Source organism: Erythrobacter neustonensis, assembly GCF_001663175.1.
Classification (GTDB): domain Bacteria; phylum Pseudomonadota; class Alphaproteobacteria; order Sphingomonadales; family Sphingomonadaceae; genus Erythrobacter; species Erythrobacter neustonensis.
The window spans coordinates 813,880-829,821 of sequence record NZ_CP016033.1 but is presented as its reverse complement, the minus strand read 5'-3'; the positions used below and the strand labels follow the sequence as shown (position 1 = coordinate 829,821).

The 15,942-nt window shown below is 65.8% G+C and carries 14 protein-coding genes; 8 read left to right on the top strand and 6 right to left on the bottom strand.

All coding sequences use genetic code 11. The features are described from left to right. Positions 1-117: 117 nt before the first annotated feature. Positions 118-2,397, bottom strand: a complete 2,280-nt coding sequence (locus A9D12_RS03900; RefSeq protein WP_068349970.1) for an NADP-dependent malic enzyme — start codon at positions 2,395-2,397, stop codon at positions 118-120. Between the two features lie 150 nt (positions 2,398-2,547). Between A9D12_RS03900 and mutS the strand changes: the two genes are divergently transcribed. Together mutS and A9D12_RS03890 are read left to right on the top strand one after the other, a co-directional pair. After that, positions 2,548-5,199, top strand: coding sequence for a DNA mismatch repair protein MutS (gene mutS, locus A9D12_RS03895; protein WP_472311256.1), 2,652 nt, complete (start codon positions 2,548-2,550; stop codon positions 5,197-5,199). Between the two features lie 40 nt (positions 5,200-5,239). Then, positions 5,240-5,545: a hypothetical protein gene (locus A9D12_RS03890; RefSeq protein ID WP_197489875.1), complete on the top strand. Its 306-nt coding sequence runs from the start codon at positions 5,240-5,242 to the stop codon at positions 5,543-5,545. 41 nt (positions 5,546-5,586) lie between these two features. Here the strand turns inward: A9D12_RS03890 and A9D12_RS14840 are convergent, their stop codons facing one another. The 5 genes from A9D12_RS14840 to gluQRS all read right to left on the bottom strand — a co-directional run bounded on the left by A9D12_RS14840 (position 5,587) and on the right by gluQRS (position 8,726). Beyond that, positions 5,587-6,033 (bottom strand): hypothetical protein, encoded by a 447-nt coding sequence (locus A9D12_RS14840; RefSeq protein WP_068349966.1) that lies wholly within the window; start codon positions 6,031-6,033, stop codon positions 5,587-5,589. Positions 6,034-6,119: 86 nt separating this feature from the next. Continuing rightward, positions 6,120-6,989: a 3-hydroxyacyl-CoA dehydrogenase NAD-binding domain-containing protein gene (locus A9D12_RS03880; RefSeq protein WP_068349964.1), complete on the bottom strand. Its 870-nt coding sequence runs from the start codon at positions 6,987-6,989 to the stop codon at positions 6,120-6,122. Positions 6,990-7,067: 78 nt separating this feature from the next. After that, the gene (locus tag A9D12_RS03875) at positions 7,068-7,634 is read right to left on the bottom strand and encodes a cob(I)yrinic acid a,c-diamide adenosyltransferase (RefSeq protein WP_068349962.1); all 567 of its coding nucleotides are present in this window, start codon (positions 7,632-7,634) and stop codon (positions 7,068-7,070) included. Between the two features lie 13 nt (positions 7,635-7,647). Continuing rightward, positions 7,648-7,878 (bottom strand): HIG1 domain-containing protein, encoded by a 231-nt coding sequence (locus A9D12_RS03870; RefSeq protein WP_068349960.1) that lies wholly within the window; start codon positions 7,876-7,878, stop codon positions 7,648-7,650. Positions 7,879-7,883: 5 nt separating this feature from the next. After that, a complete protein-coding gene (gene gluQRS, locus A9D12_RS03865) occupies positions 7,884-8,726 on the bottom strand; it encodes a tRNA glutamyl-Q(34) synthetase GluQRS (protein ID WP_068353600.1) in 843 nt (280 codons plus the stop codon). 142 nt (positions 8,727-8,868) lie between these two features. Here gluQRS and A9D12_RS03860 point away from each other — a divergent pair, with 142 nt between their 5' ends. From A9D12_RS03860 to A9D12_RS03835, 6 genes are all read left to right on the top strand, one after another. Then, a complete protein-coding gene (locus tag A9D12_RS03860; protein ID WP_068349958.1) occupies positions 8,869-9,477 on the top strand; it encodes an HNH endonuclease in 609 nt (202 codons plus the stop codon). Positions 9,478-9,747: 270 nt separating this feature from the next. Further along, on the top strand, positions 9,748-12,774 hold the full coding sequence (locus A9D12_RS03855) for a TonB-dependent receptor plug domain-containing protein (protein WP_068353597.1): 3,027 nt from the start codon (positions 9,748-9,750) through the stop codon (positions 12,772-12,774). A 172-nt stretch (positions 12,775-12,946) separates the two neighbouring features. Then, complete coding sequence (locus tag A9D12_RS03850) at positions 12,947-13,882, top strand: ribose-phosphate pyrophosphokinase (RefSeq protein WP_068349956.1); 936 nt, start codon at positions 12,947-12,949, stop codon at positions 13,880-13,882. Further along, positions 13,882-14,229 (top strand): ribose-phosphate pyrophosphokinase, encoded by a 348-nt coding sequence (locus tag A9D12_RS03845; protein WP_068349952.1) that lies wholly within the window; start codon positions 13,882-13,884, stop codon positions 14,227-14,229. The genes A9D12_RS03850 and A9D12_RS03845 overlap by 1 nt, the downstream gene beginning before the upstream one ends. Further along, the gene (gene hisN, locus A9D12_RS03840; protein WP_068349951.1) at positions 14,226-14,996 is read left to right on the top strand and encodes a histidinol-phosphatase; all 771 of its coding nucleotides are present in this window, start codon (positions 14,226-14,228) and stop codon (positions 14,994-14,996) included. Before A9D12_RS03845 ends, hisN begins: the two co-directional genes overlap by 4 nt. Before the next feature lie 150 nt (positions 14,997-15,146). Then, complete coding sequence (locus tag A9D12_RS03835) at positions 15,147-15,731, top strand: outer membrane beta-barrel protein (protein WP_068349950.1); 585 nt, start codon at positions 15,147-15,149, stop codon at positions 15,729-15,731. Positions 15,732-15,942 lie beyond the last annotated feature (211 nt).

The following is a 15,942-nucleotide window of genomic DNA, read 5'->3' as shown; positions in this document are numbered from 1 at the left end:
GCCGGGCAGGAGGGGGTCTGGAAGGGGTCTGGCGGGGGCAAAGAGCCCCCGGCATCGCCCCCAACCGCGCCTGCCGCCGCGCCAACCTAGTGCAAGATCAAAGCGGCAGCGGCCCTTTTATCCCACCACGCCCGCACCCGCGAGCACAGCAAGGGTGAGCACGTCGGGCGCGCTTGCCGTCATCGGCACGATCTGCACCGGCTTTTCGATCCCGATCAGCATCGGCCCGATCGTCGCGTTGCTGCCCAGTTCGCGCAGCAGCTTGGCCGACAGGTTGGCCGATTGCAGCCCGGGCATGATCAGCACGTTGGCGGGGCCCGACAGGCGGCTGAAGGGATAGAGCGCCATCACCTTGGGATTGAGCGCGGCGTCGGGTGCCATTTCGCCTTCATATTCGAAGCCCGGATCCTCGCGGTCGAGGATCGCCACCGCCTCGCGGATGCTGGCGAGCCACTGGCCCGAAGGATTGCCGAAGGTCGAATAGGAGAGGAAGGCGACCCGCGGTTCGTGGCCCATGCGCCGCGCGACCGCAGCGGTTTCGCGGGCGATATGCGCCAGTTCCTGCGCATTGGGCCGTTCGTTGATCGTGGTGTCGGCAAGGAAGGTAGTGTGGTTCTTGCCGATCATCATGTGGATGCCGAACGGCAGCGCGCCTTCCTTGGGATCGAGCACGAGGTTCACCTCGCGCACGGTCTGGGCAAAGGTACGGGTCATGCCGGTGATGATCCCGTCGCCGTGCCCGAGCGCCACCAGCAACGAGGCGAAGACATTGCGATCCTGGTTGACCATGCGGCGCACGTCGCGTTCGGTATAACCGCGGCGCTGGAGGCGCTTGTAGAGGAAATCGACCATCGCGGGCACGTGCTCGCTGTCGGCCGAGTTCTGGATTTCGAAGCTGCCCGGATCGCCCACCGACAGTTGGTGCAGCTTGTCGAGCACCGCCTTGGTGCGCCCGACGAGGATCGGGATGCCATAGCCGAAATCGCGGAACTGGATCGCGGCGCGCAGCACCACTTCTTCTTCAGCCTCGGCAAAGACCATCCGCTTCGGGTTCGCCTTGGCGATTTCATAGACGCCCGACAGCACCGAGGTGGTGGGGTTCAAACGGCTGCGCAGCATCACGCGGTAGGCGTCGAAATCCTCGATCCGCGCGCGCGCGACGCCCGAATCCATCGCCGCCTTGGCCACGGCGGAGGAGACAACCTCGATCAGCCGCGGATCGAAGGGGGCAGGGATGATGTAATCGGTGCCGAACTTGTGGTTCTTGCCATAAGCGAGCGCGACTTCCTCGGGCACCTGCTGGCGTGCGAGTTCGGCGATGGCTTCGGCGGCGGCGACCTTCATTTCCTCGTTGATCGTGGTCGCCTGCACATCGAGCGCGCCGCGGAAGATGAAGGGGAAGCCCAGCACGTTGTTGACCTGATTGGGAAAATCGCTGCGCCCGGTGGCGATGATCGCATCGGGGCGCACGGCTTTCGCTTCGTCGGGCATGATTTCGGGGACGGGGTTGGCCATCGCGAAGATGATCGGGCGGTCGGCCATCTTGCGCACCCATTCGGGCTTCAGCGCGCCGGCAGCCGACAGGCCGAGGAAGATATCCGCCCCCACCAGCGCCTCTTCGAGGCTGGTGGCCGAGGTGGCGACGGCATGCGCGCTCTTCCACTGGTCCATGTCGTGGCGGCCGGGGGTGATCGGGCCCGAACGGTCGCACATGATCACATTGTCATGGCGCACGCCCATCGCCTTGATCAGCGCGGTGCAGGCGATGGCGGCGGCGCCCGCGCCGTTGACCACCACCTTCACGTCGCGGATATCGCGGCCCGTCAGGTGGCATGCGTTGAGCAGGCCCGCCGCGGTGATGATCGCGGTGCCGTGCTGGTCATCGTGCATCACCGGGATCTTCATGCGTTCCCGCAGCGCGGCTTCGATGATGAAGCATTCGGGCGCCTTGATATCCTCAAGGTTGATCCCGCCGAAGGTCGGCTCCATCAGCGCGACCGCGTTGATGAAGGCTTCGGGGTCTTCGGTCGCAAGTTCGATGTCGATCGAATCGACGTCGGCAAAGCGTTTGAACAGCACCGCCTTGCCTTCCATCACCGGCTTTGCCGCGAGCGCGCCGAGATTGCCGAGACCGAGGATCGCGGTGCCGTTGGAAATCACCGCGACGAGGTTCGCCTTGGCGGTGTAACGCGCGGCGAGCGAGGGGTCGGCGGCGATCGCTTCGACCGGAACGGCCACACCCGGCGAATAGGCCAGCGAAAGGTCGCGCTGCGAGGTCATCGGCTTGGTGGCGACGATCTCGAGTTTACCGGGGCGGATCGTTTCGTGGTAGAACAGCGCCTCACGCGCGGTGAAGCCGCCCTTATTCTCTTCCGGCGTGATGGTTCCGTCGGACATCGTGTCGATCCCTTGTGCAATCCCTAACGTCAATGGCCCATGCGCTTAGCGAGGCTGGCGCGCGGGCGATAGGCGGAAATGCAAGCGACTTCGGGGAAAGCCCTTGCGGGGCCATTTCCCAATCGTGGCGCGCGGCGCTAGGCGGGGCGCATGGCCGCGCTTCCCGAATCCAAACCGACCCCGATGATGGCGCAATACCTCGCCTTGCGCGAAGAGGCGGGCGATGCGCTGTTGTTTTACCGGATGGGCGATTTCTTCGAGCTGTTCTTCGAGGATGCGCGCACCGCTGCGGCCGTGCTCGACATCGCGCTGACCACGCGGGGCGAACATGGCGGCGCGCCGATCCCGATGTGCGGGGTGCCGGTGCATTCGGCCGAAGGGTACCTGGCCCGGCTGATCAAGGCAGGCTGCCGGGTGGCGATCGCCGAACAGGTCGAAACTCCGGGCGAGGCCAAGGAACGCGCCAAGCGCGAAGGCACCCCATCGTCGAAGGCGCTGGTGGGCCGCGCGATCGTGCGTCTGGTCACGGCGGGCACGCTGACCGAGGAGGCGCTGCTCGAACCGCGCCGCGCGAACATGCTCGCCGCGCTTGCCGAACTGCGCGGGGCGATCGGGGTGGCCGCGGTCGATGTGTCGACCGGCGCGATGGTGCTCGAAGAATGCACGCCCGAAAATCTGGGCGCGGTGCTCGCGCGGCTGGCGCCAAGCGAAGTGGTGGTGCCCGAGGACTGGGCGCCAAAGGATCTCGGCGTCCCCGAAGACGCGATCCTGCGCCCGCGCACCGGCTTTGCCAGCGATGCAGGCGTGGCACGGCTTTGCGCGGTGCATGGGGTGGCGACGCTCGACGCGTTCGGCACATTCACCCGTGCGATGCTGGGCGCGGCGGGCGGGTTGATCGCCTATCTCGACCATGTCGGGCGCGGCAGCCTGCCGCTGCTGCTGCCGCCTGTCGCGCGCAGCAGCGCGGGCACGATGGCGATGGATGCGGCGACGCGCGGCAGTCTCGAAATTCTCGAATCGGCGCAGGGCGGGCGTGCGGGCAGCCTGATCGGCGCGGTCGATCGCTGCGTCACGGGAGCGGGATCGCGGTTGCTCGCCGAGGATCTGTCCGCGCCCTTGCTCGATACCGCGATGATCGAGGCGCGGCTGGCGCTGGTGCAGTTCTGGCGCGACCGCCCGATCGAGCGGGCGAGCCTGCGCGATGCCTTGCGCAGCATCCCCGATCTGGGCCGTGCGCTTGGCCGGGTGGTGGCGGGCCGGGGGAGCCCGCGCGATCTCGGGCAATTGCGCGACGGCCTCACCGAGGCGGCGCGGCTCCACCACTGGCTCGCGGGCGCGCCCGATGCGCCGGCGTTGCTCGTCGACGTGGTCGGCAAGCTCACCGGACATGGCGCGCTGACCGACGGACTGGCGCGCGCGCTGGTGCCGTCGCCGCCGACCGAGCGCGGCAGCGGCGGGTTTATCGCCGATGGCTATGATGCGTCGCTCGACGAATTGCGCGGCGCCTCGGGCGATGCGCGCCGCGCAATTGCCGCGATGGAGGCGCGCTACCGCGAGGAAACGGGCATCAACAGTCTCAAGATCCGGCACAACGGCGTGCTGGGCTATTTCATCGAGGTCAGTGCGCGCCACGCCGACCGGCTGATGGCAGCGGATAGCGGCTTTACCCACCGCCAGACGATGAAGGACGCGGTGCGGTTCAATTCGCTCACCCTTCACGCCGAAGCGACGCGGATCGCCGAGGCGGGCGGCCACGCGCTGGCCTGCGAGGAAGCGCATTTCGAAACGCTGGTCGCCGCCGTGGTCGATGCGCGCGAGATAATCGCGCAGACCGCCGCGGCGCTCGCCCGGCTCGATGTGGGGGCAGGCAACGCCGAACGCGCGGGCGAGGCCGACTGGTGCCGTCCGCAGGTGCTGGACGAGGCCTGCCTCGAAATAACCGCAGGCCGCCATCCGGTGGTCGAGGCCGCGCTGGCGCGCACCGGCGAACGATTCGTGGCGAACGACTGCGCGCTCGCCCCCGACAACCGGTTGTGGCTGATCGGCGGGCCGAACATGGGCGGCAAATCGACCTTCCTGCGCCAGAACGCGCTGATCGTGCTGCTCGCGCAAGCCGGGTGCTTCGTCCCGGCAAGCACGGCGCGGATCGGGCTGGTCGACCGCTTGTTCAGCCGCGTCGGCGCTGCCGACAACCTCGCACGGGGCCGCTCGACCTTCATGGTCGAAATGGTCGAAACCGCGGCGATCCTCGCGCAGGCGACGCCGCGCAGTTTCGTGATCCTCGACGAGGTCGGGCGCGGGACATCGACCTATGACGGGCTCGCGCTCGCCTGGGCGGTGGCCGAGGCGGTGCATTCCCAGATCGCCTGCCGCTGCCTGTTCGCCACGCACTACCACGAACTCGCCCGGCTGGCCGAAACCTGCGAGGCGCTTTCGCTGCACCATGTCCGCGCGCGCGAATGGCAGGGCGATCTGGTGTTGCTGCACGAGCTGGCGAAGGGGCCGGCGGACCGTTCCTATGGCCTCGCAGTCGCGCGGCTGGCCGGGGTGCCCGCCAATGTCGTCGCGCGAGCCAAGGCGGTGCTGACCAAGCTCGAAGCCACGCGCGAGGCGACCGGGGGGATTGCCGCAGGACTTGGCGATCTGCCGCTGTTCGCCAATCTGCGCGATCCCGAACCGACGCCGCCCGCCGGCCCCGAACACCAGCTGGCCGAGGCGTTGAAAGCCGCCGATCTCGATGCGCTGACCCCGCGCGAGGCGCTCGACCTGTTATACGAATGGAAGCGCGCGCTGCCGCGCTGATGGCGCGCAGGCTCAACCAAGGCTTAACCCGTCGCCTGCTATGGCCATGGCCATGTACAAGGCGGTGTTCCAGAACAGCAAGATCGCGTTGATATTCGCAGCGATGACGCTTTTCAGCGCGGTGTCGATGGTCGGCACCTCGGACGATGGCGGCCTGCTGACAAAGATCGCCAGCCTGTCGTCGTCAAAGGATGGCGATGCCGCAATCGCAGCACCCGGCGAGGGCCAAGCGACCGCCGCCAAGCCTTCGATTTTCGGGACATACGTTGCCGGCGACAACGGCGCGACCGCCGCGGCTCATGCGCCTGATGCGTTGCGGGTGGATGAGCCGGTCCACCTGAAATAGGCGCGGCGGCGGGCATTGCTGCCGCGCCGCCACGGGATTGCTCAATCCTCTTCGTCGTCGGGCAAGGCCGAACGCACGATATCGTCCTCATCGTTCATTTCGGCTTCTTCCATCAGCCCGGCGTCATCGAGCAGATCGGCCTGTTCGACCATTTCCGCGCCATCGGCGGTGACCCAGTCGTCGCGGCTGGTATCGGCGGTGTCGGTGCCGTAGGTGCCTTCCTCGTCGTCATGGTTGGGCTCGCCCGCAAAGGCCGACATGTCGATCGTGCCGTCGCCTTCCATTCGGCGCATCTCGTCGACCAGATCAGGCGTGCTGTCGGGGGCGACATCATAGCCGCCCGCGTCGGGCTTGGTGCTTTCGAGCGGGCTCGACGTGCGGCTGTCCTCGCGGCGCGCCTCGTCGGCGACATCCTGCGCCTGCGTGCCGACGGGATCCTGTTCGCTGTCGTGATCTTCGGGGGCCTGATCGTAATCGCGTGCAGACATGGAAATTCTCCTTCTCCCCGCCAAAGCGCGGGAAGCGGGAAAATGTTGCAGGCGGGTGCGACCAAATGCGCTGGCTTTGCGCCCGATCAGCGCGTGGGGACCGGAACCTCGCCCGAATAGTCGTAGAACCCGCGGCCCGTCTTGCGGCCCAGCCAGCCGGCCTCGACATATTTCACCAGCAAGGGCGCGGCGCGGTACTTGCTGTCCCGCGTGGTCGTGTAAAGCACGTTGATGATGTCGAGGCAGGTATCGAGCCCGACGAAATCAGCGAGTTGCAGCGGCCCCATCGGGTGATTGAGGCCGAGGCGGCAACCCTTGTCGATGTCCTCGATCCCCGCGGTCGACTGGCCGAGCACGAAGACCGCTTCGTTGATCATCGGCAAGAGGATGCGGTTGACGACGAAGCCGGGTTCGTCCTGGCTCAGCACCACTTCCTTGCCCAGACCGCGCGCGAAAGCGGTGATGCGGTCGGTGGTGTCCTGCGCGGTGGCAAGGCCGGGGATCACTTCAATCAGGCCCATGACGGGCACGGGGTTGAAGAAGTGCAGCCCGATGAAACGCGCAGGATCGGGCGAATGGTTCGCCATCCGCGTGATCGGGATCGACGAGGTATTCGATGCCAGAACCGCTGCGGAATTCAATACCTTGCCCGCCTGGTCGAAGATCGCGTTCTTGATCTCCTCGCGCTCGGTCGCGGCCTCGATTATGAGGTCGGCATCGGCGAAGGGGGCGTAGTCTGCGACCGTGGTGATCCGTGCGAGCAGGGCTTCGGCCTCGGCCGCTTCGATCTTGCCGCGGCCCATCAGCTTTGCCAGCGCCTTTTCGATGGCAAGCTTGCCCGCTTCGGCGCGGGGCAGGTCGACATCGGTGAGCATCACCTGCATGCCATTGGCGGCAATGGTCTGAGCGATGCCGGTGCCCATCTGTCCGGCGCCGATGACAGCGATGTTGCGCATGAGGTCTGTGTCCTTCGCAAGTGCAGCAAAGGCGCTGCCCTAGCGAGGTTCGCGGGGGCTGACCAGCACACTAATTGACTAGCGGCTTGCCCCCGGCACCCATTTCACGTCCGCCCGGCCATTGTCGTTCACGACCCTGGCAAGCACGAACAGATAGTCCGACAGACGATTGATATAGGCAAGCGCTTGGGGATTGACCGCATCCTGCGCCGCCAAGGCCACCATGCCGCGCTCCGCCGACCGCGTGGTGGCGCGGGCGATGTGCAGGCGCGCGGCCAGTTCGCTGCCGCCCGGCAGGATGAAGCTGGTCAGCGGCGCGAGCTTTTCATTGAGCGCGTCGATCCGCTGTTCCAGCCATTCGACCTGCGCGGGCACGATGCGCAGCACCATTTCGGACGGGGCGAAATCGTCTCCCGGCGTGGCAAGATCCGCGCCAAGGTCGAAGAGATCGTTCTGGATGCGGGTGATTTCAGCCCCCGGTGCGCCCGTCATCTTGACTGCCGCCAGCCCGATCGCGCTGTTCGCTTCGTCCACCGTGCCGATCGCATGGATGCGCGCCGAATGTTTGGGGCAGCGCGATCCGTCGACGAGCCCCGTCGTCCCGTCATCCCCGGTGCGGGTGTAGATCTTGTTGAGCTTGACCATCAGGCAGAAGCGATCAGCGCGTCACCGCCAGCAGGATCGCGACCACCGCGATCGCGAGGCCCTGATACTTGATGCGCGCATACATCGCCTTGTTCTGGGCAAGCTGCATGTCGGTCGCGGTCGATCCCTCGCCGGTTTCAAGGTCGATCTTGGTCGTCTTCAGGAAGGCGACGATACCCTTGATCAGCGAATAGGCGGTGAGGCCCATCAGGATCAGCAGCACGGGGATAAGGATGTAGCTCATGGTGTCTAAATGGACGCGGCGGCGTCAGGTTCCAAGTGGCAAAGTTGCACCCTGAGTTGCTGCGCAAGCACGCGCCCATCCTCACCGGCCTCGCGCCGCGCGGCGAGCGATGGCGAGCCGCGGCGCTTGGCGAGTTTCTGGCCGTCGTCTGCCAGCAGCAGCGGGTGATGGTGCCAGCGCGGCACGGGCAGGCCGAGCAGCGCCTGGAGCGTGCGGTGGACGTGGCTTGCCCCAAACAGATCGGCCCCGCGCGTCACCAGCGTCACCCCGTCCGCCGCATCGTCGAGCGTAACCGCAAGGTGATAGCTGGCGGGCAGATCCTTGCGGACCAGCACGATATCGCCAAGCAGCGACATGTCCGCGGCCTGCGGCCCGGCCAGCGCGTCCTCCCACACCAGCGGCCCGGTCTGCGCGAGCGCCTTTTCGGCATCGAGCCGCCATGCAGCGGGTCGCGCCGGATCGGCCCCGCGGTGCTTGCAGGTGCCGGGATAGATCAGCCCGTCGCTGCCTTCGCGCGCGCCGGCGGCTTCGATTTCGCTGCGGGTGCAGGTGCACGGGTAGATCAGCCCGCGCGCCTTCAGCGTCTCGGCCGCGGCGGCATAGCTGGCGAGGCGGGTGGACTGGGCGGGGACGTCCTCCCATTCCAGCCCCAGCCACGCCAGATCGGCGCGAAATTCGTCGGCCAGTTCGGGGCGCGAGCGCGGCCCGTCGATATCCTCGATGCGGAGCAGGAACCGCCCGCCGCCTGGCCGCGCCAGATCATGCGCCGCGATTGCCGACAGCGCGTGGCCCAGATGCAGGTGGCCGTTGGGGCTGGGGGCAAAGCGGGTAACGTGCGGACAATCCATCGCCAGGCCCATGCCACACGACACAATCTTGCGCCATCCACAGGATTTCCACAGCGCGTCATTGTGGATAGCCGCGCCGTAACAGGTTTGACTCTTGCGCGTGGCACGGCAGGATGGAGCAAATCAGGGAGGAACGCCAACAGTGTTCAATGCCGAACTGATCGAGAAAGCGGCGCGCTTTCGCGGGGTCGACGAAGACCCGACGCGCAACCTGTCGGCCTGCCCCGCGCTGGTGCTGAATGCCGATTACACGCCGCTGTCCTATTACCCGCTCAGCCTGTGGCCGTGGCAGACCGCGATCAAGGCGGTGTTCCTCGACCGGGTGGATATCGTCGCCAGCTACGAGCGCGAGGTCCATTCGCCCAGCTTCGACATGAAAATCCCGAGCGTGATCGCGCTCAGGCAATATGTGAAGCAGAGCGAATTTCCTGCCTTCACACGCTTCAACCTGTTCCTGCGCGATCGTTTCCAGTGCCAGTATTGTGGCAGCCACGAGCAGCTGACCTTCGACCACGTCACCCCGCGCCGGCTGGGCGGGCGCACCACGTGGGAGAACATCATCACCGCTTGCGCGCCGTGCAACATGAAGAAGGGCGGGCGCACCCCGAAGCAGGCGGGAATGGCGCTGCACCATCCCCCGATCCGCCCGACCAGCTGGCAATTGCAGCAGGCGGGCAAGCTGTTTCCGCCCGGCTATCTGCACGAAACCTGGCGCGACTGGCTCTATTGGGATGTCGAGCTTGAGGCGTAAGGCGCGCGCGATTTTCGCTTCGCCCCGCTAACCCCTCGCCCTGTCTCGGCAGATTGGCAACACTGCGCGCACAATCATCGCAAGCTCACCGCCGCTGCGGCGGAATGTAATTTATGTTCTGGAAGCGCGCGCGCTTTGCCGGAAATCGGGCCGTCCGCGCTGGCTGATCCTATCCGATCGCAGACGCTGCGTGCAGGACGGTTGCGGCTTTGGCCGCGCTGACCTGCCGACCGACGACAGAGCAGAATGACACAGGAACTCCGATACATCATGACCATGCACTCCAAGGGACTGCGCCGCGTGCGCTTCATCATCGGCGCAGGCACACTGGCGCTGGCTGCGGGCATGCCCTCGCTCGCGCAGGCGCAGGACGCCGATGTCGTCACCGAGGACAATGCCGATGACGCAGCCGATGATGCGGGCCAGGCGATCGTCGTCACCGGCACGCGCATCCAGCGCCCCGAAGCCGCCACCGCTACCCCGGTGGTCGCGATCACCGCGGAAAACATCGTCCAGTCGGGGATCACCAACGTCACCGAACTGCTCGCGCAGAACCCGGCGCTGTTCGGCTCGGAAACCAATTTCAACGCTGCCGGATCGCAGGCACGCACCGGGGCAGCAGGCGTCAACCTGCTGAACCTGCGCAACCTCGGCTCGAACCGCACGCTGGTGCTGGTCAACGGCCGCCGCCACGTCGCGGGCGTTTCGGGTGAGGCCGCGGTCGACATCAACACCATTCCCACCGGCCTGATCGAGCGCGTCGACGTGCTGACCGGCGGCGTGTCGTCGGTTTACGGCGCGGACGGCGTTTCGGGCGTGGTCAACTTCATCATGCGCCGCGATTTCGAAGGGATCGACATCCGCGCGCAGAACGGCATCTCCGATTTCGGCGATGCGCCCAGCAACTTCGTCTCGGCCACCATCGGCAAGAACTTCGCCGACGACCGCGGCAACATTGCGCTGTCGTATGAATTCCGCCGCGATGGCCGCGTCGGCTTCGGCGATCGTCCGTTCGGCCGCCCTTCGGCAGAGCGGCTGGTGCGCAATCCCAACGACATTCCCGATGATCCGAACGTGCCGGACAACATCTTCCTCGATTTCCTCGGCTATTCGGACAGCTCGCCCGGCGGCGCGCTGATCATCGACGACAGCTTTGCCGCGGTCTTCAACGGCAATGGCACCGTCTTCGATCCGGGCACCTTCCTGCCGCAGTCGGGCTTCTTGGCACGCGGCGGGGACAACACCTCGATCAACGACTATCAGGGCGATCTTCAGGCGGGCACCAAGCACCACTCGTTCAACGCCTTCCTGTCGTTCGACCTGACGCCCGACGTGCGCCTGTTCGCCGAAGGCAAATACGTGAAGACCAAGAACTTCACGATCGCGCAGCCGAGCTTCGATTTCTCGACCTTCATTTCCGAAGACAACCCCTTCATTCCCGACAGCGTGCGCGCGGCCGGGCTGGGGACCTTCGGCGGCCTGCTGTTCAACCGCGACAACTTCGATTTCGGCACCCGCAACGAGAATTTCGAGCGTGATCTTTATCGCACCGTGATCGGCGCGGACGGATCGCTGGGCGAACGCGCCAAGTTCGAAGTGAGCTATGTCTATGGCCGCAACGACACGAGCTATGTGTCGACCAACCAGCGGATCGAAGACCGTTACTTCGCCGCGCTCGACGTGGTCGATGTCGGCCAGTTCCGGACCGGCACGCCCAACGGCGTATTCGATTGCCGCGTCAATGTGGATGGCGGCGCGATCGTCGATGCCGGAACGGGCAACTACGGCCAAGCCCCGCAGACCTTCACCCCGGGGCAGTGCGTTCCGCTCAACATCTTCGGTGAAGGCGCGCCCAGCCAGGCTGCGCTCGACTTCATCCTGACCGATACGCGCAACGATTACCGGATCGAACAGCACGTCGCCAACGCCTTCGTGACGGGCGATTTCGGCGGGCTGTTCACGCTGCCCGGCGGCGCGGTGAATTATGCCTTCGGCGCGGAATATCGCAAGGAAAGCAGCAATTTCCGCCCCGATCCGATCTCGACGCAGGTGACCGATTTCGATGCCGGCACCGGCGTGCTCGCCGATCTGGCGCTGCTTGCCAACGAACGCGGCAGCTTCGACGTGTGGGAAGCCTTCGGCGAAATCAACGTGCCGCTGTTGTCGGATCGTCCGTTCTTCGAAGTGCTCGAATTCACCGTCGCAGGCCGGATTTCGGACTATTCGACCGTGGGCACCACCGAAGCCTGGTCGGTCAACGGTCAGTGGGCGCCGATCCGCGACGTCCGCTTCCGCGGCGGCTATTCGGAATCGGTGCGCGCGCCGAACATCACCGAGCTGTTCGCCCCGCGCAGCGGCACCTTCTCCTTCATCAGCGATCCGTGCGGCCCGGAAAACCTTAACCAAGGTACCGAGTTCCGGGCGGCCAACTGCCGTGCGCTGATCGAAGGCTTGGGCGTCGATTTCGACAGCTTCGACCCCGCCAGCGACATCAACGCCAGCGCCAGCCGTGAAGGCGTGTTCTCGGGCAACCGCAACCTCACCGAAGAAAAGGCGACAACCTGGACCGCGGGCGTGGTGCTGCAGCCCAGCTTCGTGCGCGGGCTGACGATCACCGCCGACTGGTACGACATCCGTCTGACCGACGCGGTGCGCACCGCATCGCTCAACGAAACCGCGCAGTTCTGCGTTGATTCGGCGAGCCTCGACAACGTGTTCTGCGATGCGATCACGCGGTCGGCCGACACCGGCTTTGTCAGCAACTACCTGCTCACGCCCGAAAACGTCGCCTTCATCGAAACCGCGGGCGCGGACGTGACGGTGAATTACGCCTTCACCCCGGGTGACGGCGGGCTGGGCCGGTTCAACCTGCGCGGCACGGTCGGCTATCTCGACAAGCTGCGGGTGCTGCCCGCCAATGGCGGGATCGTCGATAACGATCAGGGCGAAGTGGGCGCACCGGAATGGGTCGGCACTGCCGATATCACCTGGACGCTGGGCAACGTCACGCTGAACTACGGCCTCCAGTATGTGGGCGAGCAGCTCCGCTTCGAACGCGACCAGATCGCCGGCGATCCCGATATCGCCGCGCCCGAGTTCCTGACGATCGGCGACCGCTTCACCCACGACCTGCGCGCCGAGTTCCGCACCGACAACGAAGTCGCGGCGTTCTTCGTCGGGGTCAACAACGTCACCAATGAACTGCCCGCACGCGGGCTGTCGAATGCGCCTGTGAGCTGGCTGGGACGTTACTTCTTTGCCGGCTTCCGGGTGAACACTGACAGCCTCGGCTTCTGATCGGTTCAGACGCGAGCATGACAGGGCGCGGCGCCGGGACATCCCCGGCGCCGCGCCTTTGCTTTTGTGGGCGCGGCGGCGCGTGCCTGACGAGAACGCGCCGCTGGTGCGTTGCAATTCCATGACGCATCGCTAGGCGGGCTTTGTCTGCGCCACTGGGGATTCGCATCCGATGAAGATCATGTCCGGCAATTCGAACCTGCCGCTCGCCCGCGCGATTGCGGCCTATCTCGAAATCCCGTTGACCGATGCGAGCGTGCGCCGCTTCTCGGACGAGGAGGTGTTCGTCGAAATCCACGAGAACGTGCGCGGCGAAGACGTGTTCGTCGTCCAGCCGACCAACTTCCCGGCGAACGACAACCTGATGGAACTCTTGATCTGCATCGATGCGCTGCGCCGCGCTTCGGCCAAGCGGATCACCGCGGTGGTGCCCTATTTCGGCTATGCCCGGCAGGACCGCAAACCCGGACCCCGGACGCCGATCTCGGCCAAGCTGGTGGCGAACCTCATCACCGAAGCCGGCGCCGACCGGATGCTGGCGGTGGATCTGCACGCCGGGCAGATCCAGGGCTTCTTCGATATCCCGACCGACAACCTCTATGCCGCCCCCGTGATGGCCGCCGATATCCAGGCGCGTTATGGCGACCAGCAGTTGATGGTGGTCTCGCCCGACGTCGGCGGCGTGGTGCGCGCGCGCGCGCTGGCCAAGCGCCTCGACAATGCGCCGCTGGCGATCGTCGACAAGCGCCGTGACCGGCCGGGCGAATCCGAAGTCATGAACATCATCGGCGATGTTTCCGGGCGGCACTGCATCCTGATCGACGACATCGTCGATTCGGGCGGCACGCTGTGCAACGCGGCCGAGGCGCTGCTGGAGGGCGGGGCCAAGTCGGTCGCGGCCTATATCACTCACGGCGTCCTTTCGGGCGGGGCGGTGGCGCGGATCAACGGCTCGGCGCTGAAGGAGTTGGTGATCACCGATTCGATCCGCCCCACCGAAGCGACCGAACAGTCCGACCGCATCCGCGTGCTCCCCATCGCGCCGCTGGTGGGCGAAGCGATCCGGCGGATTGCGGACGAAAGCTCGGTCAGCTCGCTGTTCGATTGATGTTCGATCCCGGCGAAGTTCGGGACATCCTGATCGGCTCCGCCAGGCAGCGCATGCCGCTGACCTACTCTGCCTTGCTTGCCGTCCTTGGCCATGCCTTCACGCGCCCGCTGATGCGGCAATTGTGCAAGGTGCTCGACCGGATCGACGAGGATGGGCGCGCCGCTGGCGAGCCGGGTCTTGCGGTGCTGGTGGTGCGCCAATCGGACGGGCTCCCCGGACAGGGCTGGTTCGCCGCGCGCAGCACGGTTCACGACGATCTGCCGCCGGATTGGGAGGGACCGCAGGCGCGGGCCTACACCGAGGCTCGACAGGCGGAAGCCTTCGACTATTGGAAGACAGCATGACCGAACATGATCTCGCCCTTGCGCTGCGCCTTGCCGATGTGGCGGGCGCTGCGATCCGCCCGCTGTTCCGGGGGACATGGTCCGAAGAGAAGAAATCCGACCGCAGCTTCGTCACCGAAGCCGACCGCGCCGCCGAAGCCGCGATGCGCAAGCTGATCGAGGCCGAGTTCCCGCGCGACGGGATCATCGGCGAAGAATACGGCACCCGCAACGAAGGCGCAGGCCGCCAATGGGTGCTCGACCCGATCGACGGCACCACCAGTTTCATCGCCGGCCGCCCGATCTTCGGCACGTTGATCGCCTTGTTGCAGGATGGCTGGCCGGTGCTGGGCATCATCGACCAGCCGATCAGCGGGGAACGCTGGGTGGGCGCGATCGGCCAGCCGACGCTGTTCAACGGCAAGCCCGCCACCGCGCGGCCGCTCAAGGAATTATCGGACGCGGTGCTCGCCACCACCAGCCCGCACCTGTTCTCCAACGAGGAGGCCGACGCCTTCATGTCTGTCGCCAAGCAGGTCGCCGAAAAGAAGATCGTGTTCGGCGGGGACTGCTACAATTACGGCCTCGTCGCGAGCGGCCATGTCGATGTCGTGATCGAGGCAGGGCTTAAGCTTTACGATTACGCCGCGCTGGTGCCCGTGGTCGAAGGCGCAGGGGGAATGATGGCCGACTGGCAGGGCAATCCGCTCGACGCCGGGAGCGACGGCACCGTGATCGCGCTGGGCGATCCCGCGCGCCTCGAAGACGTGCTCGACGCGATGGGTTAGGGCAGCGCAGCAACACTCCTCGCGGCGTTGCAGAAGCGCAACAATTGCATTTGAAACAACTGCCCGCACTAGCGAAATATTGATCCAGATTGGCATTTCGATAGACAGTCGCTGTCCAATTCGGACAGGTTCGCAATCGAAAAGGCTTTCATGAACAAGATCATCCTTGCCGGCGCGCTCGCCGCAATCTCGGCCAGCCCGGCATTTGCGCAGGACGCAACCTCGACCGCCCGCGACGGTTTCCGCATCGAAGCGCGTGCGACCTACGAAACCCCGACCGTCAGCTCGATCGAAGAAGACGACGATGTCTACAAGATCGGCAGCGCGATGGCATTCGGCGGCGAAGCCGGTTTTGACCTCGCGGTCGGCGAACGCGTCGTCGTCGGCCCCTATGCCCAGTACGAATTCTCGACCATCGAATCCTGCGATTCGGGTGCCTGCCTGAGCGCCGACGGCTATCTCGAAGCCGGTCTGCACATCGGCTATGCGGTCGGCACCAGCGGCCAGCTCTACGGCAAGGTCGGCTATGCCGAGCAGGGCTTCGAAGTCGATGTCGCCACCGGCGGCGATTTCAAGGACACCGGCAAGGGCGTCGCCTTCGCGCTGGGTTACGAGCACAGCTTCGGCCCCAACTTCTACGGCCGCGTCGAAGGTGGCTATGCCGACCTTGGCGAAGTGTTCACGATCAACACGCAGCGCCGCCACTTCGGCATCGCGCTCGGCACGCGCTTCTAAGCCCGTTCGCCTGATGATCGAGGGGCGGTTCCGGTTTGCCGGGGCCGCCCTTTTTCGTGATCCCCGGCAGGTGCGGCGGCATTGCACCGAATGTCGGGCGCGCCTTGCCGAATTTTTTGCCTTTCCTTCGCTCGCCGCCTAAGCGCACTTGGTGCCCTACGAGGAGGCCGACGCGTTCATGTCAGTCGCTGAACAGTTTGCCGAAAAGAAG

What these genes read in the sequence shown, in the direction of transcription:
- A9D12_RS03900 (WP_068349970.1), bottom strand. Translation starts at nt 2,397, where the DNA reads ATGTCCGACGGAACCATCACGCCGGAAGAGAATAAGGGCGGCTTCACC.
- A9D12_RS03845 (WP_068349952.1), top strand. Translation starts at nt 13,882, where the DNA reads ATGTTCGATCCCGGCGAAGTTCGGGACATCCTGATCGGCTCCGCCAGG.
- A9D12_RS03890 (WP_197489875.1), top strand. Translation starts at nt 5,240, where the DNA reads ATGGCCATGGCCATGTACAAGGCGGTGTTCCAGAACAGCAAGATCGCG.
- A9D12_RS03875 (WP_068349962.1), bottom strand. Translation starts at nt 7,634, where the DNA reads ATGGTCAAGCTCAACAAGATCTACACCCGCACCGGGGATGACGGGACG.
- A9D12_RS03850 (WP_068349956.1), top strand. Translation starts at nt 12,947, where the DNA reads ATGAAGATCATGTCCGGCAATTCGAACCTGCCGCTCGCCCGCGCGATT.
- A9D12_RS03880 (WP_068349964.1), bottom strand. Translation starts at nt 6,989, where the DNA reads ATGCGCAACATCGCTGTCATCGGCGCCGGACAGATGGGCACCGGCATC.
- A9D12_RS03855 (WP_068353597.1), top strand. Translation starts at nt 9,748, where the DNA reads ATGACCATGCACTCCAAGGGACTGCGCCGCGTGCGCTTCATCATCGGC.
- A9D12_RS03835 (WP_068349950.1), top strand. Translation starts at nt 15,147, where the DNA reads ATGAACAAGATCATCCTTGCCGGCGCGCTCGCCGCAATCTCGGCCAGC.
- hisN (WP_068349951.1), top strand. Translation starts at nt 14,226, where the DNA reads ATGACCGAACATGATCTCGCCCTTGCGCTGCGCCTTGCCGATGTGGCG.
- mutS (WP_472311256.1), top strand. Translation starts at nt 2,548, where the DNA reads ATGGCCGCGCTTCCCGAATCCAAACCGACCCCGATGATGGCGCAATAC.
- A9D12_RS03870 (WP_068349960.1), bottom strand. Translation starts at nt 7,878, where the DNA reads ATGAGCTACATCCTTATCCCCGTGCTGCTGATCCTGATGGGCCTCACC.
- A9D12_RS14840 (WP_068349966.1), bottom strand. Translation starts at nt 6,033, where the DNA reads ATGTCTGCACGCGATTACGATCAGGCCCCCGAAGATCACGACAGCGAA.
- gluQRS (WP_068353600.1), bottom strand. Translation starts at nt 8,726, where the DNA reads ATGGATTGTCCGCACGTTACCCGCTTTGCCCCCAGCCCCAACGGCCAC.